Source organism: Dokdonella sp., from assembly GCF_041395345.1.
GTDB lineage: Bacteria > Pseudomonadota > Gammaproteobacteria > Xanthomonadales > Rhodanobacteraceae > Dokdonella.
The window spans coordinates 84,996-109,538 of record NZ_JAWLAR010000007.1 but is presented as its reverse complement, the minus strand read 5'-3'; the positions used below and the strand labels follow the sequence as shown (position 1 = coordinate 109,538).

General features: G+C 60.8%; 19 protein-coding genes and 1 tRNA gene. 7 read left to right on the top strand and 13 right to left on the bottom strand.

Annotation, left to right across the window (positions count from 1 at the left end; genetic code table 11):
* Positions 1–111: 111 nt before the first annotated feature.
* Both R3F00_RS08090 and rarD read right to left on the bottom strand, forming a co-directional pair.
* Positions 112–4,002, bottom strand: a complete 3,891-nt coding sequence (locus tag R3F00_RS08090) for a YCF48-related protein (protein WP_371281270.1) — start codon at positions 4,000–4,002, stop codon at positions 112–114.
* Positions 4,003–4,454: 452 nt separating this feature from the next.
* On the bottom strand, positions 4,455–5,309 hold the full coding sequence (gene rarD, locus R3F00_RS08085; protein ID WP_371281356.1) for an EamA family transporter RarD: 855 nt from the start codon (positions 5,307–5,309) through the stop codon (positions 4,455–4,457).
* A 242-nt stretch (positions 5,310–5,551) separates the two neighbouring features.
* Between rarD and R3F00_RS08080 the strand changes: the two genes are divergently transcribed.
* The 3 genes from R3F00_RS08080 to R3F00_RS08070 are packed head-to-tail and all read left to right on the top strand — an operon-like array spanning position 5,552 to position 8,678.
* Positions 5,552–6,454, top strand: coding sequence for a dienelactone hydrolase family protein (locus R3F00_RS08080; RefSeq protein WP_371281269.1), 903 nt, complete (start codon positions 5,552–5,554; stop codon positions 6,452–6,454).
* Positions 6,455–6,469: 15 nt separating this feature from the next.
* Positions 6,470–7,027, top strand: a complete 558-nt coding sequence (locus tag R3F00_RS08075) for a DUF3228 family protein (protein WP_371281268.1) — start codon at positions 6,470–6,472, stop codon at positions 7,025–7,027.
* Positions 7,008–8,678, top strand: a complete 1,671-nt coding sequence (locus R3F00_RS08070; protein WP_371281267.1) for a sulfatase — start codon at positions 7,008–7,010, stop codon at positions 8,676–8,678. Before R3F00_RS08075 ends, R3F00_RS08070 begins: the two co-directional genes overlap by 20 nt.
* 100 nt (positions 8,679–8,778) lie before the next feature.
* On the opposite strand, the gene gdhA is transcribed toward R3F00_RS08070, so the two are convergent.
* The gene (gdhA, locus tag R3F00_RS08065) at positions 8,779–10,137 is read right to left on the bottom strand and encodes an NADP-specific glutamate dehydrogenase (protein WP_371281266.1); all 1,359 of its coding nucleotides are present in this window, start codon (positions 10,135–10,137) and stop codon (positions 8,779–8,781) included.
* Positions 10,138–11,190: 1,053 nt separating this feature from the next.
* Here gdhA and R3F00_RS08060 point away from each other — a divergent pair.
* Positions 11,191–11,550 (top strand): hypothetical protein, encoded by a 360-nt coding sequence (locus R3F00_RS08060; protein ID WP_371281265.1) that lies wholly within the window; start codon positions 11,191–11,193, stop codon positions 11,548–11,550.
* Positions 11,551–12,064: 514 nt separating this feature from the next.
* Here the strand turns inward: R3F00_RS08060 and R3F00_RS08055 are convergent.
* From R3F00_RS08055 to R3F00_RS08020, 8 genes are all read right to left on the bottom strand, one after another.
* On the bottom strand, positions 12,065–13,009 hold the full coding sequence (locus tag R3F00_RS08055; RefSeq protein WP_371281264.1) for a lysostaphin resistance A-like protein: 945 nt from the start codon (positions 13,007–13,009) through the stop codon (positions 12,065–12,067).
* Between the two features lie 43 nt (positions 13,010–13,052).
* Complete coding sequence (locus R3F00_RS08050; protein WP_371281263.1) at positions 13,053–13,619, bottom strand: hypothetical protein; 567 nt, start codon at positions 13,617–13,619, stop codon at positions 13,053–13,055.
* On the bottom strand, positions 13,616–13,981 hold the full coding sequence (locus tag R3F00_RS08045; protein ID WP_371281262.1) for a PadR family transcriptional regulator: 366 nt from the start codon (positions 13,979–13,981) through the stop codon (positions 13,616–13,618). The genes R3F00_RS08050 and R3F00_RS08045 overlap by 4 nt, the downstream gene beginning before the upstream one ends.
* Before the next feature lie 371 nt (positions 13,982–14,352).
* A tRNA-Arg gene (locus R3F00_RS08040) sits at positions 14,353–14,429 on the bottom strand.
* A 169-nt stretch (positions 14,430–14,598) separates the two neighbouring features.
* Positions 14,599–15,582, bottom strand: a complete 984-nt coding sequence (locus tag R3F00_RS08035) for a DUF3187 family protein (RefSeq protein WP_371281261.1) — start codon at positions 15,580–15,582, stop codon at positions 14,599–14,601.
* A 41-nt stretch (positions 15,583–15,623) separates the two neighbouring features.
* Positions 15,624–17,231 carry a carboxyl transferase domain-containing protein gene (locus R3F00_RS08030; RefSeq protein WP_371281260.1) on the bottom strand — a complete coding sequence of 536 codons (1,608 nt, stop codon included), beginning with the start codon at positions 17,229–17,231 and terminating at the stop codon, positions 15,624–15,626.
* A 127-nt stretch (positions 17,232–17,358) separates the two neighbouring features.
* Positions 17,359–17,784, bottom strand: a complete 426-nt coding sequence (locus R3F00_RS08025; RefSeq protein WP_371281259.1) for a hypothetical protein — start codon at positions 17,782–17,784, stop codon at positions 17,359–17,361.
* Between the two features lie 145 nt (positions 17,785–17,929).
* Positions 17,930–19,108 (bottom strand): acetyl-CoA C-acyltransferase, encoded by a 1,179-nt coding sequence (locus R3F00_RS08020; protein ID WP_371281258.1) that lies wholly within the window; start codon positions 19,106–19,108, stop codon positions 17,930–17,932.
* 183 nt (positions 19,109–19,291) lie between these two features.
* Between R3F00_RS08020 and R3F00_RS08015 the strand changes: the two genes are divergently transcribed.
* The 3 genes from R3F00_RS08015 to R3F00_RS08005 all read left to right on the top strand — a co-directional run bounded on the left by R3F00_RS08015 (position 19,292) and on the right by R3F00_RS08005 (position 22,795).
* Positions 19,292–20,503 carry a choice-of-anchor Q domain-containing protein gene (locus R3F00_RS08015; RefSeq protein WP_371281257.1) on the top strand — a complete coding sequence of 404 codons (1,212 nt, stop codon included), beginning with the start codon at positions 19,292–19,294 and terminating at the stop codon, positions 20,501–20,503.
* Between the two features lie 26 nt (positions 20,504–20,529).
* Positions 20,530–21,789, top strand: coding sequence for a winged helix-turn-helix domain-containing protein (locus tag R3F00_RS08010; protein WP_371281255.1), 1,260 nt, complete (start codon positions 20,530–20,532; stop codon positions 21,787–21,789).
* A 73-nt stretch (positions 21,790–21,862) separates the two neighbouring features.
* Complete coding sequence (locus R3F00_RS08005) at positions 21,863–22,795, top strand: MBL fold metallo-hydrolase (protein WP_371281254.1); 933 nt, start codon at positions 21,863–21,865, stop codon at positions 22,793–22,795.
* Between the two features lie 181 nt (positions 22,796–22,976).
* Here R3F00_RS08005 and R3F00_RS08000 read toward each other — a convergent pair whose 3' ends face one another.
* On the bottom strand, positions 22,977–23,966 hold the full coding sequence (locus R3F00_RS08000) for a DUF4440 domain-containing protein (protein WP_371281253.1): 990 nt from the start codon (positions 23,964–23,966) through the stop codon (positions 22,977–22,979).
* Between the two features lie 101 nt (positions 23,967–24,067).
* On the bottom strand, positions 24,068–24,532 hold the full coding sequence (locus tag R3F00_RS07995; protein ID WP_371281252.1) for a lipocalin family protein: 465 nt from the start codon (positions 24,530–24,532) through the stop codon (positions 24,068–24,070).
* Positions 24,533–24,543: the final 11 nt, after the last annotated feature.

The window sequence follows — 24,543 nt, the reverse complement described above, 5'->3', positions numbered from 1 at the left end:
CATTGGCGGGGGCGCGATGACGGGGCTTGTTGCGCGCTGCTTCAGGATCGCGGGGAGGCCTGGGCCGCGATGCACCGAGCGCATGGTTCTGCGACATTCATGGCGGGCCGCTCAGGGTTGCTCGAAGCCATTCGCAAAGATGGCGTCTGGCGGCGGTGGACCCACGAGGAATCCGGCGGCAGCACTCGGCCCGTTGTTGTAGGCACTGTCGACCGCTTGCACTGTCCAGGTGTAGGAACCGTCCGGCAGGCCTTCGAATGTCCATGCATTGGCTCCGCGCACGCCGCCGGGTTCGGGATTGCGCTGGGCAGTCGATATGGCTACGCCATTGCGATACAGACGCACATCGTAGGTCAACGAGTCGACTGGAGTGAGGTCATCGCTGGCCGGAGCCCATGACAGCGAAACCGTGCCATCGCCGGCATCGACTGCTCCGAGCGTGTTCGGCGCTGACGGTGGCAGGTTCTGTGCAGGGACAGTGTTCACATAAAGGTGCATCTGTGTTTCGATGAGTCCGTTGCCACCTGGCACGAAGTAGGAACCGGCAATGAAATAGTCGAGATCGCCTTCGCCGTCGATGTCGAGCCAGCTGAAGGAGCCACCGCTGAAGCCGCTCGCCCGTGGTGCCGGCAACTGGTTGCCCGAGTCAACGAAGATTCCGCCGTCGTTGTTGTAGACCTTGGCTCGACCTTCGATCTGCGATCCCGAGTTGTAAGTTCCGGCAAGCAGGATGTCGATGTCGCCATCGGAATCGTAGTCTGCCCAGGTGGCTGCCGTGAGATCCCACCAGCCTTCGCAGCGAACGCAGTCAATGACCTCGAATGGCACAAAGTTTTCGTCGTCATTTCGATAGATGCGGAGCACGGTGTCGAAGCTGCCATCGGTTTCGCGGATGTTTCCCGCGATCAGGATGTCGAGATCGCCATCGTCGTCGTAGTCGCCCCATTGTGCCTCGCCGTGCTCGACGCTCAGCGTGCCGAGAATGTCCTCGCCGACAAACACGCCGTTGCCATCATTGCGGAAGCGACGGATGAAACCGTCGTCGGTCAGCGGCGCGAGATGGACGATCAGCAGATCAAGATCCTGATCGCCGTCGTAGTCCGCCCAGCTGGTCTGGGCGTGGCGGGATTGGCCGAAGCCGGCGTCGACTTCAGTGAATAGCCATCCACCCGTGCCGTTGCTGCCGTCATTGCGCATCAGGGCGGTACGAAAAGTGAATGTGGTGTCGTCGTAAACGGATGGAAGCAGGAGATCGAGATCCCCGTCGTTGTCATAATCGGCCCAGGTGATCGAGTTGAGATCAAAGTCGGCCTGGTCGTTGTCCTCCCAGTAGCCCGGCAGCTCGGTATCGGTTGCGACCAGCGTACCGGCATCGTTGCGGTAGAGCACGGTCAAGCCATTGCTGCCGACCAGCAGATCCTGATCACCGTCACCGTCGGCATCACCCCAGGCAAGATCGGACGCCCCGGAGCTCAGATCGCCCAGCGGCATTTCAATGTAGGAAAACTCCCATTCCGTCTCGCTGACAGACCCGTCATTGCGCAGCAGGACCAACTGATCAACCGCACTGACGTTGTAGACCACGTAATAGCCGAAGACCGCGATGTCGAGATCACCGTCACCGTCATAGTCGGCCGGCGCGGCTGAGGTTACCCAGAAGTCCTCATCCTGCGGCGTGACGAAAAGGGGGTCTAGCGGCGTGACTTCCGTGAAATCACCAAAAGTGCCGCCCGGGCCGGGCTGGACAACGATAAAGCGAAGGCTGTCGTCGCTGTCGCCGTCATCGTCGGTAACGGTCAGGCGAACGTGATAGGTGCCCTCGACCGTGAATACATGAGTGGGATTCTGCTCGGTCGAAGTGGATTCATCGCCGAAGTCCCACAACCAGCTCTGGATGCTGCCGTCATTGTCCGTGCTGGTATCGGTCAGGCTGACCGCGAGTCCGGTGGTCAGGTAGTCGTAGGAGGCCATCGGCGGCTGGTTGACCGGCTCGCCGGGTGGCCCGGAAAAATGACGAATGGCGCCGCGCCAGCCTGCAATCCAGGCGTCACCCTCGGGACTGGCCGCGAGACTCGCGAAGCTGCCGAGTCCGGGATCTCCGGAATCCATCACGGCCCAGTTCTGGCCGCCGGTCGCGGAGTACATGGCGATGCCATCCCGCGTCGATACCCAGAGTTCGTCCGGGCCGATCAGCACGATGTCGGTAATCTGATCCGTGGTGTTCGGCGTGGGCAGGGTCTGCCAGGTCAGGCCGCCGTCGTCGCTTCGCACGGCGTAGCCCGAGCCGCCCACGGCATAACCGATGTTCGTATCCCAGAAGTCCATGTCCCTTATGGAAAGCGCGGATCCGGGAAGTTGGACGCTGGACCACGAAGCGCCTGCATCGACCGATCGATAGAGCAGGCCGGAACTGCCAGCCGCCCAGCCACTGGTACCGGCGAAATCCACGGCGACATAGGTTCCCTGGAAATCGGTGACCGGGGTCCAGCTGCTGCCTGCGTCGGTGGTGTGGAAGAGTGCGGCGCCGCTGAAGCCGCGGCCGATGACCCAACCATCGTTCAAGCTGCTGAAGTGGAGATCGGCGGCGGTCAGGCCTGCCGGGGCCGCCGAAGCTGCGGTCCACGAAGCGCCGGCATCGTCGCTCGTGAACAGGGTTCCCGTTTCGTTCACGGCGACAATCTGTTGCGGCCCGACGATCTGCACAGCCTCGAGATTGTCCGATCCCAACGCGGCTTCAACCAGCCATTGCGCAGAGTCCGCTGCACGATGCATGACCAGGCCCGAGTCGCCAACGGCAATCATGTCGCCATTCGCGAATCGCTCGATTGCATTGACCGATGTTCCGAGACCACTCGATACCTGCGACCAGCTGGCTCCGCCGTCAAGAGTGCGAATCACGAATCCGTCGCCGAAGCCGAAGTAGCCGGTTTGTGCATCGGAGAAAACCGGCACCGCGGTGGCGAGAAAGCCCGGCCTTGGTCCGGGTGTCGAATAGGTTTGTGACCAGGTCAGGCCTGCGTCGGCAGATCGGTGCAGGTTGCCTGCTCCGTCAGAGGCAATCACGATGCCGCTGGCTGGCGCGCTAAAGGCGAGCGGTGTGGCGAATTCATCGGAAGGGATTACTTCGCCCAGGTCGGACCAGCTTGAGCCCGCATCGGCGGAACGGAAAATGCGGTCGTCGAAGTCTGGGAAAGTGCCGCTGCGGCCCCAGGCGAGTACCACATCGGACCCCAACACGAACAGGTGGTCCCGACCTTCCGCGTCGATGCCCGTCGACCAGGTGGCACCGGCGTCGGTGGAGCGCACCAGAGTGTCATCGACAATGGCCACCGCTACCGAAGTCGACAGGAATTCAACGGCGACTGCATTGCCGGCAAAGACTGGAAGGAATGACGTGCCTCCATCGGTGGTTCGAAAGATGCCCGTTGTCGAGATGCCAAGGCCGGTTTGAGCGTCGGCGAACGAGAATCGCCTCATGTTTTCGGGCGAGGGTGACCATGACAAGCCGCCATCCACGCTGACGAAGGCCTCGAAGTTTCCAGTGGCGACACCAAAATCCGGAGTCTGGAATTCCATGAAGTAGGCTGATCCGAGAAGTGGCAGTTCTTCCCATGTATTGCCGCCGTCGGTGGTGCGATAGTTGACGTTGCCCCAAAGCCAGCCATGCTGGCTGTCGAGGAAGAAGATGCCATTCAGTCCGGTATTGAGATCGAAGGGAATATCGCGCTGGACCCAGGTTTCGCCACCATCGACGGAATCGAACAGTGCGCCGCCGTCATCGAAGGAATCATCATCCGTGGCAACAAGGACGCGACCCGGTGTGGGTGCTGCGATGCCGCGGATCTGGAGATACGTCGGCAGCGGGCCTTCTTCGTTCCATTGCGCCGACACGGGTGCCGCCTTGAATGCTGCCAGCAGAATCGTGGCAAGCAGAACCGACCACACGTATCGCGTTGCCGGATTCGCGCAGGCGGAATGACCTGGTTGGAATGCATGAATCATGATCGGGCTCCTGGTCTTGCGACCACGGTTGGCTGCGAACACTGCGATACCAGAAACAATTCGAGATCGACCGCAGGAGTTGGAACGGGGATCCCGGCACGGGAACCCGCTTGAGTGTCCCTTAACCATTCTGTGTCGGACGACCGCTGGGTGTTTTCCCCCGCGGACTCTGGTTTCTTTCCCGCAACGGCGAAGACAGGGGACGCGCGGACGGCCTGTGAGCGGGCAAGCCGTGCCTGGAACCGAGCAGCTCGAACCAGTTCCTGATGCGGCAATGTCATTCGTGGGTATTGGGAATGCGTTGCTCAGGCGCTTCGCAGCATCAAGCCGAAATGCTCGTGGGCTCGATCTTTCTCAATGGTGCAGCCTACACGCCGTCTGGAGAATGCGTGCTGAATAGACTGGCCGGATCAGGTGTTGACGGAGCAATGGGAATTGCTGCGTCGGGCAGCTCAGGTCGGTCGCTCGACTGGCCTGCGGCGGGAACGAAGCATGCCGTCGATGGCAAAGATCGCCAGTGCCAGCCAGATCAGTACGAACCCGATCATGCGCTCGCGACCAAACGGTTCGCCAAGAATCAGCACGCCGCAAATCAGTTGCAGGGTCGGGGCGATGTACTGGATCAGGCCGACCAGCGAGAACGGTATGCGCCGCACGGCATCAGCGAATGCGATCAACGGGGCGGCGGTCAGTGCGCCACCAAGAATCAGCAGCAGACCTGCCCATGCGCCCCAGCCGCCTGCCTCGACCGCTGTGAGAAACCCGCCTCGACCCTGCGCCTCGCTCCAGAGCAGGAATCCGAGCACGGGCAGGAACAGGTAGAGGCTTTCGACTCCCAGTCCGCGCACGGGGGGAACGGCCACGATCTTTCGCACCAGTCCATACATGCCGAAGGAGAACGCAAGCGCCAGCGCAATCCACGGAAAGTTGCCGTAGTTGAAGGTCAGCCAGAGTACGCCACAGGTCGCGATCAGAACGGACAACCATTGCGCGCGATTGAGCCGTTCACCCAGCAGTCCGACACCGAGAACCACATTGAGCAGCGGATTGATGAAATAGCCGAGACTGGTCTCGACGACATGCCCGGCATTCACCGCCCAGATGTACAGACCCCAGTTGACAGCGATCAGTGTTCCGGACAACGCCAGCATCCAGATCGCTCGCGGTTGCTGCAGCGTTTCGCCCAGCCAGCCCCGCCCGTAGCGCCAGAACAGCCAGCCGACCACCATCAGGGTGCTCCAGACTATGCGGTGGGCAATGATCTGCAGCGACGGTACGGCCTTGAGCAGATGCCAGTACAACGGCATCAGGCCCCAGATGCAGAATGCGATCAGGGCGGCGATCAGGCCGCGGCGATCCACTGGTTGAGTGCTCAGGGGTCTTGCTCCTTTCGTATGCACATTCTTGCGCGCTGGCTGGCTGGAGCCGCCACAGTTCTGCAATGCAGCAAGCATCGCATCAATTTCTCGGCAAGTCGCGAAGGCAGGATGATGGTAATTGTCCGGCACGGCGTTAGAGTAGGGCCACTCTTGCCGCTTCCGGAGGTTCCATGTCCACACCTGACCGCAAGACCGCCAAGGACTTCGATCCCGAAGTCTTGCGCCTGTTCGATCAATACGTCCACGGCATGATTGATCGTCGCGGATTCCTGAAGGGCGCCGCGCGATTTGCTGTCGGCGCGAGCACGGCGGCCGGCCTGTTGGCTGCACTGTCGCCAAGGTTCGCAGAGGCGCAGAAGGTGAAGCCGGACGATGCCCGGCTGGTTACCCGGTACATGGAGTTTCCATCGCCCGAAGGGTATGGCACGGGTCGGGGCTATCTGGCGCGGCCCGCCGGGGTGGATGGATCGCTGCCGGTGGTTCTGGTGGTGCACGAGAATCGTGGCCTGAACCCACACATCGAGGATGTCACCCGTCGGCTTGCGCTGGAGGGCTATATCGCCTTTGCCCCCGATGCGCTGTTTCCGTTGGGCGGCTATCCGGGTGATGAAGACAAGGCGCGTGCCCTTTTCCAGGAACTCGACCAAGCCAGGACCCGGCAGGATTTTCTTGCCGCCGTGAACATGCTCAAGGACATCGATGGCAGCAACGGGCGCATGGGTGTGGTGGGATTCTGCTACGGCGGCGGCATGGCCAATTTCCTCGCCACCCGGCTTCCGGATCTCGGTGCTGCGGTGCCTTTCTATGGGCGTGCGCCGGACCTCGAAGCGGTGCCTGACATCAGGGCCGAATTGCTGGTTGTGCTGGCCGGGAATGACGAACGTGTCAATGCGGGCTGGCCGGACTACGAAGCGGCGCTGAAGAAGGCGAAGGTCCGCTATGCGCTGTATGAGCCTGCAGGTACACAGCACGGCTTCAACAACGACACGACGCCGCGCTATGACGAGGCGGCCGCAGCCGAAGCATGGAAGCGCATGCTGGCGCTGTTCGACAGGACGCTGGTCGAGGCGTAATCGAGGAATGCGTGCATGTCGATTGTTCTGACCGAATTCGCCCGCACGCGCCTGTTCCCACGCGAGTCGCGACGCAACACCATCAGGGATTGCACGGCGGAGGAATTCGAGCGTCACCTCAATGAGCAATTGCCGGAAAAAGTGCTGGACGGCTACGCGCCGTTCTGCAAGTTGCATGTGCATCGCAACTGGACCTCCACGCGTTGTATCGCGATGCCAATTACCGACGAAAACAGGTGTCATCTGCGCTCGACCTACGAAGCGCGAAGTTCGGACGAATTGCCGGTGCTGGTGCGCTGGTTCGAAGGTGTCGAACCTCCGGTGGCCAGCTATCTGATCGCAATCCTCTACAGTCGTGACCAACTGGAGAAGGAAGCTGCGCCGATCACGTCAGACTGGGGCGTAGTGGGTTGTCTCTACACATCCGAGCCCGCGGAAATACCGATGGCGCCGATCACGATGATGCGAAATGCGTTGGGCGTGGAGCAGGGCGGATCCGGCGTTCCGCTCGATCGGCAGGCCTACTATCGCAGCGTGGCCTACTGGAATGCGCATGCGAACTGGCGTGGTTAGCCGTCTGTCTTGTGCAGACGTCCCGGAGGCGCTGCGATCCCTCCTGGTCAGTGCCGGACTCCTGCTGTCGGCGAGCGCCGTTGCCGCAAACCAGCCCTCCATTGTCGTGTTGATGGCCGATGACCTCGATGTCGCCACACTCGATATCGCACTGGAGCTCGGCCTGATGCCGACACTGGAGTCCGAACTGGCTGCGGAAGGTCTTCGATTCGACGAATCATTCGTGACCGATTCGCTCTGCTGTCCGTCCCGTGCAAGCTTCCTGACCGGACAATATCCGCACAATCATGGTGTGCGGCGCGGCCAGTCGGCACCGGGGGGCGACGGATCGTTCGCTGCATTCGATGACAACCTGACCGTGGCAAACGTGCTCCTCGATGCAGGCTACCGGACTGCGCTTGTCGGGAAGTTTCTCAACGGCTACGGCTACGAAATTCCGCGCAATCACCCGGAGTGCAACAGTACCGAGTGCAAGATGCGCTACGTGCCGTCGGGCTGGAGTGACTGGCAGGGATTGCCTGACTACGGCGAGTTGAATGGCACGCCCGGCTACGCCGGTGCCTACTGCATGTACAACTACACCGTGAATGACAACGGCAACCTGGTGACCTACGGCACGGCGAGCACGGACTACCAGACCGACGTTATTGCAGAGAGAGCCGGGGCGTTGATTGATGAGGTTGCACAAGACGGTGCACCGCTGTTTCTTGTCGTCAGCCCGCTGGTGCCTCACTATGAGTTGTGTGTGCCTGCGTTCGGATCGTTCGACTGGGACATTCGCCCGGCGCCTCGCCATGTGGGCTCACTTCCGCTCAATGTCAGCCTCGATACGAGCAAGCCTTCGCTCGGCGAGGCGGATGTCAGCGACAAGCCGTACTGGTTCGCGGACGAATATCCCGTGCTGCACCCAAAGCAGATGTTGACGCTGAACCGCCAGTTCCGGCATCGACTCGAAGCACTGCGATCGCTGGACGACCTGTTTGCCAGGATCAGGCAACGCCTGCTGGTGGCCGGTCGCTGGCATGACACCTATGTGTTCTTCACCTCCGATAACGGTTGGCTGTACGGCGAGCATCGTGTGCCCGGAAAGGTCCTCGCCTACGAGGAATCGATTCGCGTACCGCTCATGCTGCGCGGTCCCGGTATCGCCCAGGGAGAACGGCGCGCAGCGATGGTACTGAACAATGACCTGGCACCAACGATTGCGGAGCTTGCCGGTGTCTCGCTAAGTGCTGGCGCTGACGGGCGCAGTCTCGTGCCGCTGTTCCTGCACGACAATCCGCCGGACTGGCGTCGTCGCTTTCTTGTCGAACATTTTCGTGATGTCGCGCCGGCGCCAGGTTCCTATCTCGACTATCTGGCCGTGCGCACGGCAGCGGGCGATTCCAACAATACGGGCAACCAGATCCTGATTGACTGGCGTACGGACTGGCTGGTTGACCCGTCACCGGCCGGGATCGAGCATTACGACCTCGCCAGTGATCCCTACCAGCTGGATGCGCTGCCTGCAGATTCGTCCTTGCGTGCCACGCAGCGCGCTGTGCTGAAAGCGGGACTGGCCTTGCTGCAGAACTGTGGGGAGGCGGGCAGGGTGACCTGCATGGATGCGGAACGCATTCCGGAGCATCTGTTTTTTGCCGGCTTCGATTGAGTCCGGGTCCGGGTCTGCTGAAGTTCGCTCCATCCTCATTCCGCAGTCGACCGCCGCGCTGGGCGGTCGATGCGCCTTTTCCGCCCTGCGCGGCTCCGACTTACACGACGCCCTGGGCGATCATTGCGTCGGCAACCTTGACGAAGCCACCCACGTTGGCACCCTTGACGTAGTCGATGTAGCGGGACTCTCCGGCGACACCGCCGTAGTGCTGACAGCGGTCGTGGATCTCCTGCATGATGTCGCGCAACAGGCGCTGGAGTTCCGGCTCTTTCCAGGTGATTCGAGCGGAATTCTGGCTCATCTCGAGGCCGGAAACGGCGACGCCGCCGGCGTTTGCGGCCTTGCCCGGCGCAAACAGGATTTTCGCGCTCTGGAACAGCTTCACTGCATCCAGCGTCGAAGGCATGTTGGCGCCTTCCGCGACCGCAACGACACCGTTCTTCAGCATCAGTCTGGCATCCTCGTCGCTGATTTCATTTTGCGTCGCGCACGGAAAGGCGAGCTCGCCGGGTACCGACCACGGGCGATGGCCGGCATGGTATTCGGCACCGAACTCCTTCGCATATTCGCTGATCCTGCCGCGACGCTTGTTCTTCAGATCCTTGACGAAGGCCAGCTTCTCGGTCGAGATACCATCCTTGTCGAAAATGAACCCCTCCGAGTCGCTGAGCGTGACCGGCTTTCCGCCCAGGGCCAGAACCTTTTCGACGGCATGCTGTGCCACGTTGCCTGAGCCGGAAATGATGCAGGTACGACCATCGATCGCTTCACCGACGCGCTTGAGCATGTCTTCCATGAAGTAGACCGCACCATAGCCCGTCGCTTCCACGCGAATCGGACTGCCGCCAAACTCCATGCCCTTGCCGGTCAACACACCGACATAGCGATTGGTGATGCGCTTGTACTGTCCGAACATGTAGCCTATCTCGCGGCCCCCGACGCCGATGTCGCCGGCCGGAATGTCGGTGTCTTCGCCCAGGTGACGATACAACTCGGTAATGAACGACTGGCAGAAACGCATGATTTCCGCGTCGCTCTTGCCCTTGGGGTCCAGATTCGCGCCACCCTTGGCGCCGCCCATCGGCAAGCCGGTCAGGGCATTCTTGAAGGTCTGCTCGAAGGCCAGGAATTTCAGGACGCTCTGGTTGACTGTCGGATGGAAGCGGATGCCGCCCTTGTACGGGCCGATCGCGTTGTTGTTCTGAATGCGGTAGCCACGATTGACACGCACATGGCCTTCGTCATCGTGCCAGCAGACCCGAAACGAAATGACGCGATCCGGTTCGGCCATGCGCTCGAGGATCTGATGATCGTTGTACTTCGGGTGATCCCTGACATGCTCGAGGACATTCTCGGCAACTTCCTTGACTGCCTGGATGAATTCAGGCTGTCCGGGATTGCGCTTTTCCAGACCTTCGACGAATTCCTGCAGCGTGGGTACCTTGTCGCGTGTCATGACCATTCTCCCCTGTGAATTGGAGCTCACCTGGAGCGGCAAGCTGCCGTCATCTGCCTGTGTTGTTCGCTGGGTTCAGCCGGTTCCGCCTCAAGCTGCAGAATGCAGCCAATCCGCCGCGTACTCTTTCGTGGATCTGGCCGAGCCCCGTCGCTTGAACACCATACTCCCGCGACCTGCACGACAACAACAAAAAGGCGGATCTTTGCTATTGAGTAGTACGCTGGCCGACTCGCAACTTCGATGCCCGAGTCCGCATCATGTGCAGGAGTTCCACATATCGCGTGCGAACCTGCGGGGAATGTCCATGCTGATGATGTCCGCAAATCGCCGCGCTCAGTTGCCGCAATTCGGACCATGGAGGAATTGACTGGCGTGAGTGCTCGCCCGGACCGAGTCGACGACCGCTGTCGCCCCCAACTTCCAGAATTGACCCGCCCGGAGCTACTTTTTCGACTTTCCGGTCTTCCTCGCGCCGCTCTTTTTTGGTGTCGCGTCTTCGGCCTTCGGAAAATCGCCGATGACGCTCTTCACAGGACATACGGACACGACGGGGCACTTCTTGCAGCCCGCGACGATGGCAATCGGACAAATGGTCATTTCATTTCACCTTTTGATTGTCCGTGTTCGGGACCGGTCAGCGCATTCTAGCCCTTTGTGTGTCGCGTGCATGCCTGTTGAGTATCAAACGAGGTATCCCAAGCTTGCGCATTTCACGAGGCGCCGGCCTCGCCGTCGTGGACAGGCGCAGTCGGCATTGCTGTTCGAGCTCGGCTTGCTTGCCCTGCCGATGATCGTCGGCAGCGTCCGGGCCTTGCGGCGAGCGACGAGGCAGATTGGGGGCATGTACGGCGGAGCTGCAATGCACAACGACAGCAGCGGGATCCCCGCATCGAATTCCCGCAGCAGGGCCGGCGCAATGCAGGTCTGTACGGGTTGCGGCTTGAATTGGCCAGTGATTGGGCGTATTCAGTTCTCGGTGCGGGCTTTGGCGCGGCGGATGCTGACGCGATATCAAACCCCAATGGCTGGACAGGCGAAGCGGTGGCTGCGATGAGAACAATCGTGCTTGGTGTCGCCTTGCTATGCGCCGGCTGCGCCCAGACCCCATATCGTCCCATCGTGGACAGCGGCGTCAGCCGTGGGAACTACGAAGACGATGTCATGGACTGCCAGCAACTGGCCGCGCAGCGACCTGCGGCAGCGCCCGCTGCCAGCGGTGCCACCATAGGCGCTCTGGTGGGTGCATTGTTCGGGCTTGCCGTGGGGCTTGATGGTGACGATGTTGCCGAAGTGGCGGCCTGGGGTGCGGTCAGTGGCGGTATCAACGGTGCAGCCTATGGCTCCGCTGTACAACAATCGATCGTGGCACGCTGCATGGAAGGACGCGGCTACTACGTGATCGCCGAATAACCGAGCAGCGTGGTTTTCGGCAAGAGTAGGCAAGGAAGTACTTGGACATTCCTGTCGCTCGTCAATTGGACACCAGGGAGATGTCATGGCTCTTTCCACAATGGAAGCCTTTGGAAAGAGCCTCTTGCCGAGATGAGTTCGCTTTTTCTGTTGGCTTTTCCTTGTGGCTGGAGCAGTTGCGCCGCTCACTCTCGTGATCTGGATGTTCTGCAAAGGACCCCTGCAGTTCGGCCTTTTTGGCTGGGAGCATCCGGGCTCTCCGTATGATCTGTTCTCTCTCATGGTCCTCGCCTACTTCGGTTGCTCGGGCGTCGCTTCATTCGGTCTGCTGTGAGGCAAACGATGGAGATGGACTGTCGGACACCTGGTTGGAGCAGCAGGGTTGCTGATTGCATTGGGCCACGTATTCATGCACCTGCTCATGGAAGGAAGACAGGGCCGATTTCAACGGGAATTCGACGCTGATGCGATTGCGTCCAGTATCCAGTCGGATAGCGCCATCGAGGGAAGGCGACTACCGTTGAACGACGGATGCACCGACTGGATGTGACCAGTGCGCCTCGTCGCCAATTTCGAGGACGGCAGGCGCTGGCTTGCTGCTTTGCCGGCGGGCATTCCTCAACGACCACCAGCAAACCAGACCGACAAGGACGGTGACCGCCAGGGTGACCAGGTCTTTGTGAACCGGAGATGTGTTCAGGGCCAGGTTGCTGATGACACCCTCCTGTATGGAATTTCCCGCGCCATGTGCAATCGCTGCCGGCCAGAACGAGCCCGCCCGCAATGTCAGCCACGCCATGAACATCGAAACCGCCACAAGCTGGATGGGCGAGATCAGAAAGGCGCCGAGGATTGGAGTTTCCGGGTAGTTGTAGCCGTAGAGAAGCACCGGCAGATGATAGAACGACCAAACCAGGCCCAGCACAACGATTCCTCGACCGAGCCCCCACCTTTCAATCAAATGTTGTTGCAGAAAGCCTCGCCAGCCGAACTCCTCACCAACGGCGACGAGGGCGCTGATTCCAGCGAACAATGCGCCGGTCACCGCGATGTTGGTCAGCAACAGGGGCCATGACTGGTTGCCTGTGCCCAGTAGCCAGGGTCCGCCAGAAATGTCGGCACCCGATGCCGAAAACTGAAACCAGCCCGAGTGTCCCCAGCCTGCCGCTTGAACAATGGCAAGAACCGCGAATGCAGTTGCAGCCGGTATCGCGATGCCGAGAGCGATCATCGGAATCATGGGAATGGAGGGCTTCCAGAGCAGCCCAGTTCGCGACGGTTTGAATACCGCAATGAATGCAAGGGCAACGAGCCCGGGTACAAACATGGCCGCTATCAGCCAAGGCATTGCCGCGGGTGAATCAGGCTGTCCCAGCGAAACACCAATAGCGACCGTTTGCAGACTCCATGACAAGGCAAAAACGAGTGCAATGTACGTGGCGATGGCACGCGTGCTCATGACGAATTCCTGTAAGGTCGAATCGTTGAAGAAGAGGCGGGGCCTAGCCTGCGCGCGCAAACATTCGAAGTACGCGGGTGAGTACAAGGCTGCACAGAAGCCAGGCGCAAACGGCAACGAAAATTGAAATCGGAAACAGCCAGTTGCCGAGCAGGTCCTGCGCCGTGGATGGATCGTCGATGTATCCAAGAAAAGCAAAGCTTGAACCTGCCCAGAGGCCAACATGTCCAGGTTCAAACAGCTTCCAGACGGCTGCAACAAGGGCGCTGATACCGGCGCCGGCGATGCAGACAACGAGCGCGAATCCAAAGAGGGCAATCAGGCTTCGGTGAATGCGCCGCGCGACAAACATGAATAGATGTGTGGTGTGACCGGTGCCCAGCGCGGCGGCCGCATCGCGTTCGTCGATGAAATGCCGCGCATAGAGATCTGCGCTGCCAAAATCCGCAAGAATTTCTTTCGCCGAGGTGCCGGCATCGAGCGCCTCACTGATATGTGCGGCCGCTTCCGAGACGATCTCGTCGCGTTCCTGTACAGGAATGCTTGAGAGCGCCCATTTCAAGCGACGTAACCACTCATTGGTTGATCCATCCGCTGTGTCGGGGGTCATGTGGTTCTCCGGACAAGAAAGCGATTGAGATCGCTACTCAGTCGCTGCCACTCGCTGGCCTGTTCAGCGAGCTCGGACTTCCCTGATTCACTCAACTGGTAGTACTTGCGTGGTCTGTTGGCGGTGTCGTCCAGCGTCCAGGCAGAACTGACAAGGCCGCTGCGCTCGAGGCGGTGGAGCAGGGGATAAATCGTGCCAGCGGCCATTTCCATGCCCGCTTCTTCTCGGAGACGTTCGAGAATTTCGAGGCCGTAGTGCGTTCGTTCGTCGAGCAAGCTCAACAGCGCAAGTTCCGCCAATCCCTTCAACAACTGGGACTTTCGGTTCTCGGCGTTCGACTCAGATGGTGTTTTGCGTGTCATCTTGTATTGCAAGATATCAAATCAAGCATGAATGTCAATATCGCTTGCCCGCTTTTCGCAACGAATGGGCCTCGGGCAATGCGCGAAAATTCAGTCTCCGCGGACACTTGGTCGTGGTTCAGGCACCAGGCAGAGGGCACGGACAGAACATCTCTCGGGGCTTTCTGGAGCGGGAACGAGGAGCAGGGCCTTCCCCTGTGCGGCAATGCCGGGTACTTGTCGCGCTTGCCGGCTATGCGGGCAACGTGGCTGGCACCCTGCGCTCTTTGGCGTGTAGCAGAGGTGCCCGTGCGCGAGTACCGGCTGGCAATCCAGACAGCATGCCGGCGCTCATTTGCGGCTAGAAAACGGCTGCAGGCAACTGTCTTGAGTGGCGGCCCCGATACGATTCGAACGTACGACCTTCCCCTTAGGAGGGGGACGCTCTATCCAGCTGAGCTACGGGGCCGCAGTTCCCAAATGCAGCGGTCGGATTGTCCCATAACGTCGGCCAGAATCCGAGTCGATAGCCCGACCAGATCGCGCTTCGTGATCCGCATGCGTGTGACGTTGCGCTGCGTGTCTTCCCCAGGCTGGCCGAAAGGTTCGCGATCAGTAACTGCTGTCCGACTCTGGATTCAGTCCAGATCCACGCGCAGGTTGAGCCCGAACGCGATATCGGTGGAGCGCAGGGCAGGAAAGTCTTCGCTGAACCAGGCGATGAATTCTGCCGAGTCACCGAAGCGCCGACTTGCTCCGATTGTCAGCTGGCTGCTCGCCGCGAAGAAATCGGGGAGACCCTCGTAGAGGGCGCCGTGGGCGTCGATCTGGGTCAGGTAGCTCCAGTACTGTCGAGGCTTGTAGCGAAACAGAACGCTGGCAAACGGAACGTTGTCGCGAGCCTGGGCACCGAGCAGATCGTTGTCGCCCTGGATCAGGAATCCGGCACGCGCACCGAGTGTCATCCGGCCATTGTTGTAAAGCGTATGCGCTGACAGCGAGAAATCCGTGCTGCCGGTGTCGGTCAGCTTCGAAGTGCTTCCGGTTGACCACTTGCTGCCGAGCGATATTCCGGCCTGGCTGTTCTGGCCGTAGGTCCAGGTCCGGGTCAGGTCGATCAGAAGCGGACCCGTGCCTGATACGTCATGATCCAGGGAATACAGGGTGGCCCCGTCCAGTTCGACACGTATGCTGGGTGCCTTTGTGCCCAGCAGTCCGCGATCGCCATTGCTGAACCCGAACAGGCGGTGGTAGCCCTCGATGGTCGAGTCGAGGAATCCGTCGTTGATGCTCAAATGGCTGATCGACCCGCGCAAGCTCCAGCACTCGTTGAATGCGTACGCTGCGCTGAATCGAAATTCTTGCGTTTCCGCATCGAACTGCAGAAAGGATGGCCCGCTGGTTTGTTCAAGCTCGGTGTTGGCCACGGTGAACGTCGCGTCAAGCTGCCAGTTGCCCGCGGGTGGAACGGTCGGTGCGAGCGGCAGGCCACTGGCCAGCACAAAGGGATTCTGATCGCGGGCTTGCAGCCAGCCGGGGAGCACCTCGGCCGCCTGACCACGATTCGGCAGTGCAGCGACAAGCAGCACGATGAGCGCGCCGTACCGAGAAAGTTTCGACATAAATTCTGCAGATATCTGATTTAGAATGGAAATTTCGATACCTACATGCGGAAGACGCCGTAGCGTCCCTGCTCGATGGGCGCGTTGAGCGACGCCGAGATGGCCATGCCCAATACCCGGCGTGTATCGATCGGGTCGATCACGCCGTCGTCCCAGAGGCGTGCACTGGCATAGTAGGGGTGACCCTGGCGTTCGTACTGGTCGCGTATCGGATCCTTGAAGGCAGCCTCTTCGTGTTTCGACCAGGTCTTGCCCGCGGCCTCAATGCCATCGCGCTTGACCGTGGCTAGAACACTCGCTGCCTGCTCACCGCCCATGACGCTGATGCGCGAATTCGGCCACATCCAGAGGAAGCGGGCACCGTAGGCGCGACCGCACATTGCATAATTGCCGGCGCCAAAGCTGCCGCCGATGACGACCGTGAACTTGGGCACATGCGAGCAGGCCACCGCGGTGACCATCTTCGCTCCGTCCTTGGCGATTCCCGCGTTCTCGTACTTGCGGCCGACCATGAAGCCGCTGATGTTCTGCAGGAAAACGAGCGGAATATTGCGCTGATTGCACAACTCGATGAAGTGCGCGCCTTTCAGGGCCGACTCTGCGAACAGGATGCCGTTGTTGGCGACGATGCCGACCGGATAGCCGTGAATATGGGCAAAACCGGTGACCAGGGTTTTCGCGTAGCGTGCCTTGAACTCACTGAACTCCGAGCCGTCGACAATGCGCGCAATCAGTTCGCGAATGTCGAACGGGATTCGCGTCTCGCGTGGCACGATGCCGTAGATTTCCTCGGCCGGATAAGCCGGTTCGCGCGGTTCGGCAATGCTCAGCGGGATCTGCTTCTTTCGATTCAGGTTGCGGACCAGGTCACGCGCGATGCCCAGGGCGTGTGTATCGTTCTCGGCGAAATGATCGGCCACGCCGGATATCGAGGTATGCACATCAGCGCCGCCCAGGGACTCTGCATCGACCACCTCGCCGGTCGCCGCCTTGACCAGCGGCGGGCCGCCGAGAAAGATCGTTCCCTGTTCCTTGACGATGATGGTCTCGTCACTCATGGCCGGGACATAGGCGCCGCCGGCCGTGCACGAACCCATGACCACGGCGATCTGGGCAATGCCTAGCGCGCTCATGCGTGCCTGGTTGTAGAAGATGCGACCGAAATGTTCGCGGTCAGGAAACACTTCGTCCTGGAGCGGCAGGAAGGCGCCACCCGAATCGACGAGATATACGCAGGGCAGGCGGTTTTCCAGGGCGACTTCCTGGGCGCGAAGGTGCTTTTTCACGGTCATCGGGAAGTAGGTGCCACCCTTGACCGTCGCGTCATTGGCGACGATCAGGACTTCCTGGCCGTGCACGCGCCCAATGCCGGTGACAAGGCCCGCACAGGGTGCCGACCCTTCGTACATGCCATGCGCTGCCAGTGGTGACAGTTCCAGGAAAGGAGAGCCCGGGTCGAGCAGGGCACGAATGCGCTCACGCGGGAGCAGCTTGCCACGCTCGGTGTGTTTCGTGCGCGACTTTTTCCCACCGCCCAGTGAAGCCTGCAGCAGCTCTTGCTTGAGATCATCAACCAATGCGCGCAGATGGGATGCGTTGGCGAGGAAATCCGGTGAACGCGGATCGATATGGGAGTCAATGCGGGGCATGGCGGCGCAACGTGGTCAACAAATACCGATCAGAGCACAGGGAAGGCCGACTGACAAACCCCCGCCCCGATGCCGGAAACGCAACCGGCCGCGCAAGGCGGCCGGTTGTTGAAGCATCCAGTCAGGATTAGTGCTTGGTGGCTTCGTCTTTCTTTTCTTCGGCGGCTTCCTTGGCCTTGTCCATGGCATCATCAGCCTTGTCCATGGCTTTGTCAGTCGCGTCGCTGGCCTTGTCCATGGCATCGCCAGCCTTTTCCATCGCATCGTTTGCAGCCTCGACCGCATTGTCGGCGGCCTCTGCCGTTGCCGATGCTGCCGAGTCAGCGGCGGCCATGGTCGAATCAGCGGCGCTGTCGACGGCGATGGCGGCTGCTTCGGTTGCTTCCTTGGCTGCCATTGCTGCCTGGTCGGCCGCTGCCTGTGTCGCAGCTGCGGCTTCCATGGTGGCCTTGTTGGCGGCTTCTGCGGCTTCCTCGGCTTGCTTCTGCGAGTTGTCGCAAGCGCCCAGGGCCAGTGTCAATGCTGATGCCAGAATAATACGGTTGAAGTTCATGGTGTCCCCTCGAATGGAAGCGGCGAATCAAGAATCAAGGCGCACTGCCCACCGCATTGGCAATCGCCGTAACCTGGCACCGGCCAGATCGGGTTTGTTGGTCAGCTACCTGACGCATTCATCAATCATCACAAGTTGGTAAATGTTACGACAATTCGATGGCGATCGCTGTAGCTTCGCCACCACCGATGCACAGCGACGCCACACCGCGCTTGCCGCCATGCTTGCGCAGGGCGTTGATCAGGGTGACGACAAGACGTGCGCCCGATGCTCCGATCGGATGGCCGAGTGCGCAGGCGCCGCCATGAACGTTGACTTTCTCGTGCGGAATGCCCAGCTCGCGGATCGGCGTCATGGCGACCACGGCAAAGGCTTCGTTGATCTCGAACAGGTCGACTTCCTCGACTTTCCAGCCGACCTGCTTGAGCACTTTCTGGATCGCCCCGACAGGCGCGGTCGTGAACCATTCCGGCTCTTGGGCATTGGTCGCGTGGCCGACAATTGTCGCTAGCGGCTTGAGTCCGCGTTTGGCGGCCTCGTCGGCGGACATGACCACGGTTGCCGCAGCGCCGTCGGAAATGCTCGAGGAACTGGCAGCGGTGACCGTTCCGTTCTCTTTCCGGAATGCCGGCCGCAAGGTCGGAATCTTGTTGATGTCCGATTTGCCTGGTTGTTCGTCCGTGGTGTGCTCAACATCGCCCTTGCGCGTGGAAACCTTGACCGCGACGATTTCATCAGCGAATGCGCCGGAAGCGATGGCCGCCTGCGCACGCTTGACCGATTCGATGGCGAATGCATCCTGCTCCTCGCGCGTGAAGCTGTACTTGTCGGCAGTGGCTTCGGCAAACACGCCCATGGACTTGCCGTCATAGGGATTGGTCAGGCCGTCCCAGGCCATGTGGTCAACGGCTTCGAAGTTGCCGTAGCGATTTCCCGTGCGGGAGTTGGGCAGCATGTGCGGTGCATTGGTCATCGACTCCATGCCGCCGGCAACGACCACGGATGCCGAGCCGGCCTTGACCAGATCATGGGCCAGCATGATGGCCTTCATGCCCGAGCCGCAGACCTTGTTGATCGTGGTGCAGCCGGTTGCCTTGGGCAAGCCGGCGGCCAGGGCGGCCTGGCGGGCCGGGGCCTGACCCAGGTTGGCCGGCAATACGCAGCCCATGATGACTTCCGAGACGTCGGCAGGAGCAACGCCGGACTGTTCGACCACGGCCGCAATGGCGGTGGCGCCGAGAGTGGTCGTGGGAACGCCGGTGAATTGGCCGAGAAATGAACCGATGGCGGTGCGCTTGGCGCCGACGATGACGATGCCGGACATGTTGAAGCCTCCATTGAGCGAATTCGAGCGCAACGATGCCGGTGCACCGTCGCGGTAAGCAGCTGATTATTGCACGTTGTCTGCTGCCGGGCGGAACAGGGTCTGCCAGGAAAGCCGGGATGGCGGCAATGTTCAGCATGCACCGGGCATAATCGTGAAGTTCTCGAGCTGCAGGAAGGAATGATGCGTATCGCATTGATATTGTTGGCCCTGAGCCTGTCCACAGGTGCAGATGCAGCGACCATCAATGTCACCACAACCGACGACACGATTGCCGCGGACGGGCAGTGCAGCCTGCGCGAGGCGATTACCGCGGCCAATACCGATGCGGCATTCAACGGCTGCCCGGCGGGTAGCGGCGTTGACCAGATTCTGCTCGCTGCCGAGGATTACCGACTGGAGATCACCGGTGCTGGCGAGGACGCGAATGCCAGCGGTGATCTGGATATTCGCAGCAGTCTCGAGATCCTCGGGGCGGGAGCCGATCTGACCCGGATCCGCGGAGACCGGGAGGACAGGGTCCTGGACGTGGGAGGAGCCGGTACGATCGCCACCGTGGCTGGAGCGCTGATCCGCAACGGCGCAGGAACGCTTGGTGCCGGAATACTGGTGGCTGCGGACTCCAGCTTGCTTCTGGATGGCTGCGTGCTCACCGGCAATGCCACATCGAAGGGCGATTCGGGCGCGGCGGGCGGAGGCATTGCCTCACTGGGAATGCTGACCGTTGTCGACTCGACCTTTCACGCCAACGACGCGGGCACTGGCGGTGGCATCTGGACCGGAGGTGCGGGCAGCACGACGTTGCGCAACGTCACGTTCGATTCGAATACAAGCCTGGCGTCCGGCGCGGCGCTTTCCCTGAATGCGGCCGCGACACTGAACAACCTGACATTGAGCCTGAACTTGTCCGACAACGATTTCAACGGAACCGGTGATGGCGCGCTGGAAGTCAACGCGCCGGTACAGATTTCGAACAGCATTGTCGCGGGCAATGTCGATTTCAGCATCATCGTGGCCGGACCCGTCAACAACGATTGCGCAGTGGGTCCCGCCGGAACCTTGACCTCGGCCGGCTACAATCTTTTCGGTGTGCTCGGCAATGCCTGCGTGCTCTCGGCCGCGCAGCCAGGCGACCAGGGCGGTACGCCGGGCGCTCCACTGGATCCCCGACTGCAGCCGTTCGATATCTACGGCGGTACCGTCGAAGTGTTCCTGCCGATGGCATCGAGTCCGGCCGTCGAAGCCGGCAGTCCGGCCGCTTCTGGCAATCCTGGTGCCTGTGAGCCCGCAGACGCACGTGGCGTGCTTCGTCCGCAGGGCGCGCGCTGCGATATCGGAGCCGCAGAGCTGGATGATCTGGTCTATCGCGATGGATTCGATCCGCCGTTGCCCTGATCGCCGAGCTTGCGCATGATCCGTGCATGACTCGAACTCCGGCGACGACACGGGCGCTCACTGCGCAGCAGGCTCGCAACCTGCACCTCGAAGCGCAGGGGCTGTTGCGCAAGCCCTCGGTCAAGCCATCCCGTGCCGGTCTGCTGTCCGCGATCGAGCGCATGCAACTGCTGCAGATCGACACCATCCATGTCGTCGCGCGCAGTCCCTATCTGGTGCTGTTTTCCAGGCTTGGGAATTATCCCTCTGCCTGGCTGGACGAAGCGCTGGAACGGGGCGATCTCTTCGAATGCTGGTCGCACGAGGCCTGCTTCGTGCCAAGCTCGGCCTTCGACTTGCACCGCGAGCATCTTGATTGCGGTGGCAGGTCCGGTCACTGGGCCAGCAGGAACGCCGAGCGCGCACACGGCGTGCAGCGTGCAGGCATGAACGCGGTCCTGGAGCGCATCCGCGAGCAGGGGCCGCTGAAGGCATCCGATTTCGAGGGAACGCGGCGCCAGAAGACCGGCTGGTGGGGCTGGAAAGACGAAAAGCGCTGGCTTGAGGCCCTGTTTGCGCGTGGCGAACTGATGGTGGCGCGTCGCGAGCGGTTCCAGCGCGTGTACGACCTCACTGAACGGGTCCTGCAGCGCATGGGCGTGACGCCCGAGCCTCTGGATCGAGACGAGGCTGAGGTATCCCGCAGCCTGATGCAAAACGCGGTCAGGGCGCTGGGCATTGCCCAGGCACGCTGGATCGCCGACTACTATCGCACCCGACCGCGATACAAGGATTCGGATCTTGACGGCCTGGTCGATGCCGGCGAGCTGATCCGACTCGAGGTTCGCGGCTGGGAGAATCCGGCCTATGTGCACCCGGAGCATGCCGGGCTGCTGCAACTTGCCTTGCAAGGTCGGTTGCGTGCGACGCATACCACGGTGCTTTCGCCTTTCGATCCGGTTGTCTGGGATCGCGAACGGGCCAGCGCGATGTTCGGGTTCGAGTATCGCATCGAGTGCTACGTGCCGGAGCCCAAGCGCCGCTATGGGTACTTTGTGTTGCCGATCCTGCATCGTGGGCGGCTGATCGGTCGTCTCGATGCCAAGGCGCATCGCAGTGACGGCCTGTTCGAGATCAAGAGCATCCATTTCGAAGCCGGCGTTGACACCGATGCCAGTGTGCTCGCAGCAGTCGCACGGGCCCTTCGGGATTGCGCCGAATGGCATGAAACGCCGAAAGTCCTCGTGCGTCGAAGCGATCCGCGGTCGATAGCGGCGGAACTGCGCAGGGCGTTGCGCGCAGGGTGAACGGGTCAACTCGTTTCCCTTGGCAGCCAGCAATGCGATCATGGCTACAGATTGTTTTCCGCGGCGGGCATTCATGGATTTCGAACATGGCATTACGGCGATCGACACCGGCTTCTACCGGCCAGAGTTCGATGCCAGTCACCTGATCATCGAGAACGGCCGTGCCGCGTTCATTGACGTCGGTACGAACTTTTCGATCCCGTTCCTGCTCGCCGAGCTCGAGGCCAAGGGTGTCGGGGTCGAGGCGGTGGATTATGTAATTGTCACCCACGTGCATCTGGATCACGCAGGCGGGGCCGGCGAGATCCTGCGCCAATTGCCGAACGCCCAGCTTGCGGTGCATCCGCGCGGCGCACCCCACATGATCAATCCGGCCCGGCTGATCGCAAGTGCATCCTCGGTCTACGGTGCGGAAGAAGTGCGCCGAACCTACGGCGAGCTCGTGCCCGTGCCGGCGGAGCGTGTCATCGAAGTCAGGGACGAGACGATCATCAACCTGGCCGGGCGGCCGCTGCGATGCCTGGATACCCCCGGACATGCCCGTCATCACTTCAGTCTCTGGGACGCCGCCAGCCGTTCCTTTTTTGCGGGCGACACGTTCGGCTTGTCGTATCGGCAATTCGATACCGAGAAGGGGGCCTTCATTCTGCCCACGACAACGCCGGTTCAGTTCGATCCTGTCGCACTCAAGGGCTCGATTGCGCGCATGTTGCTGTTCAATCCCGAAGCCATGTTCCTGACCCATTTCAGTCGGGTCACCGACGTCGAGCGACTGGGCCGAGACCTGTTCGAGCAGATCCGGGCCATGGTCGCGATCGCCGAGTCACTCAACGGCGTTCCCGAGCGGCACGAGCGCATCAAGGAAGAGCTGACGCGGTTCTATCTCGACCGGGCAGTGGCACACGGCTGCACGCTTTCACGGGAACACATGCACGAGTTGCTGATGATGGATATCGAGTTGAACGCGCAGGGCCTGGCGATCTGGCTGGACCATAGCCGCAAGTAGGCCGGTAGTTGTTTCGAGCAGCGATGATCTTGAACTTCTGACTTCGCTTTCAGAAGGCCCGCCAGCCGCACCGCGCGTCCTGCCCAGGCCACCCGCCTTCACTCAGCCTCGCAGCACGACTGGCAGACCTTCTGAATGCCATGACGATTGTGCCACTTGTTCAGTGTTGCATTAATTGACTTCAATTCGGCGAATTGAAGCCGAACACCCATTTCCAGGCGTCGCCATCCTTCCTGTAGACGGTGGTTCCGAAGATCTTCGTTCCGCTGATGTCCTGCCCGCCGCAGGTTCCGCGAACGGTGCCCGTGAATGTAAGAATGCCGATTGTCGGTGAAACGAGTGATCCGACCCCGTTGCCCAGCATGAAGCTGCTGACTTCGCATGCCGTGCTCGTCCAGTCCGCGATTGCGCTTTCCTTGTCCGGAAGGTAGGTTCCAAACAGATTGACGAACGCGATCTCTTCGGCAGTCAGTTGCCTGATCTTTTCGGCATCGTGCTTCATCCAGGCATCCCAGATGGGGCGCTCTGCGGCCATCAGGGCGTCGCTGATCGGGTCGGAAACCGGTTTGCTGCGCACCCGTGACGCCGCCGCATCGGCCGCGACCTTGTTGTCGGTTGCCGACGGCTCCTCTTGATCGGGCGCTGCGGCGGCCCCTTGATCAGGGATCGGAATCTCCCCATGAAAGACCACCTGCCACGCATCATCGCTTCTGGCCCAGATGGATGATGCGCGTACGCTGCCGGGCAACTTTTCAGTGGTGCCATTCCGCGTGCAACTGCCCTCCCTGCTGGACTTGTAGGTGAGCACGTAGGTGTCATCGTCGATCTTCGACAGCTGCGGCTCGGTCAGCGTCCAGCCATCCTTTACCTCGCACTGGACAGCGGCAATCATGTCGACGACGTCGGTCTTGCCGTGACGGGAGCCGCCGGTCTGCATCACGAACTTGTCGCTGAGGATCTTCTCGAAAAAAGTGCCATCAGCCTCGATGTAGGCCTCGGTCGCCTGCTTTTCCAGCGCAAGCAAAGATTCGGCAGTGGGCGCCATCACCTCCGCTACGGTGGACGGGGCACCGGTTGCCTTGTCGGGCGCACTGTCACTGGATGGGGAGCACGCCGAAATCCCGGTCATGGCGACCAGCAGCAAGCTCAGGTGTCTGGAAATGTTGAACATCGTCGCGTCCTCCGGGGAATCGTGTTCATGTCGGGTTTGTAGTGTGGGACGTCGGGTCAACCGGACTGCAGCCGACTCGAACCTATTGCCGGAACTGCCGGCTATCTTGCGTGATCCACGTAGATGAGCTTTTCCGTGTCGAAACCTCGTGCCTTCGACATGGCAATGAACTTCTGCATCACGTCTTCATCAACCACAGGGGTTCTTGACAGCAGCCAGAGGTAGTTCGTATCCGGTCCCGAGACAAATGCGTACTGATAGTTCTGCTGATCCAGCTCGAAGATGACATAGGACCCATAAAACGGGCCAAAGAAAGAAACCTTCAGATAGCCCTCGGTCTGCGCGCCGACAAGATACGCCTTGCCCGTGGACTCCCTCCATTCTCCATCGGCGACGGAATAGCCGCGATTGACGACAACAACGCGTCCATCGGTGCCCGGACTGTACTCGGCGGTCACCTGACTCAGGCCTCGCTCGAAGGGGTGGTCAAGCCGGGCGATTTCATGCCACTTGCCAAGATATCTGCTCAACTCGAAGTTCGACACGGGCTTTACCGATTCAGGCATTCCCAGACATC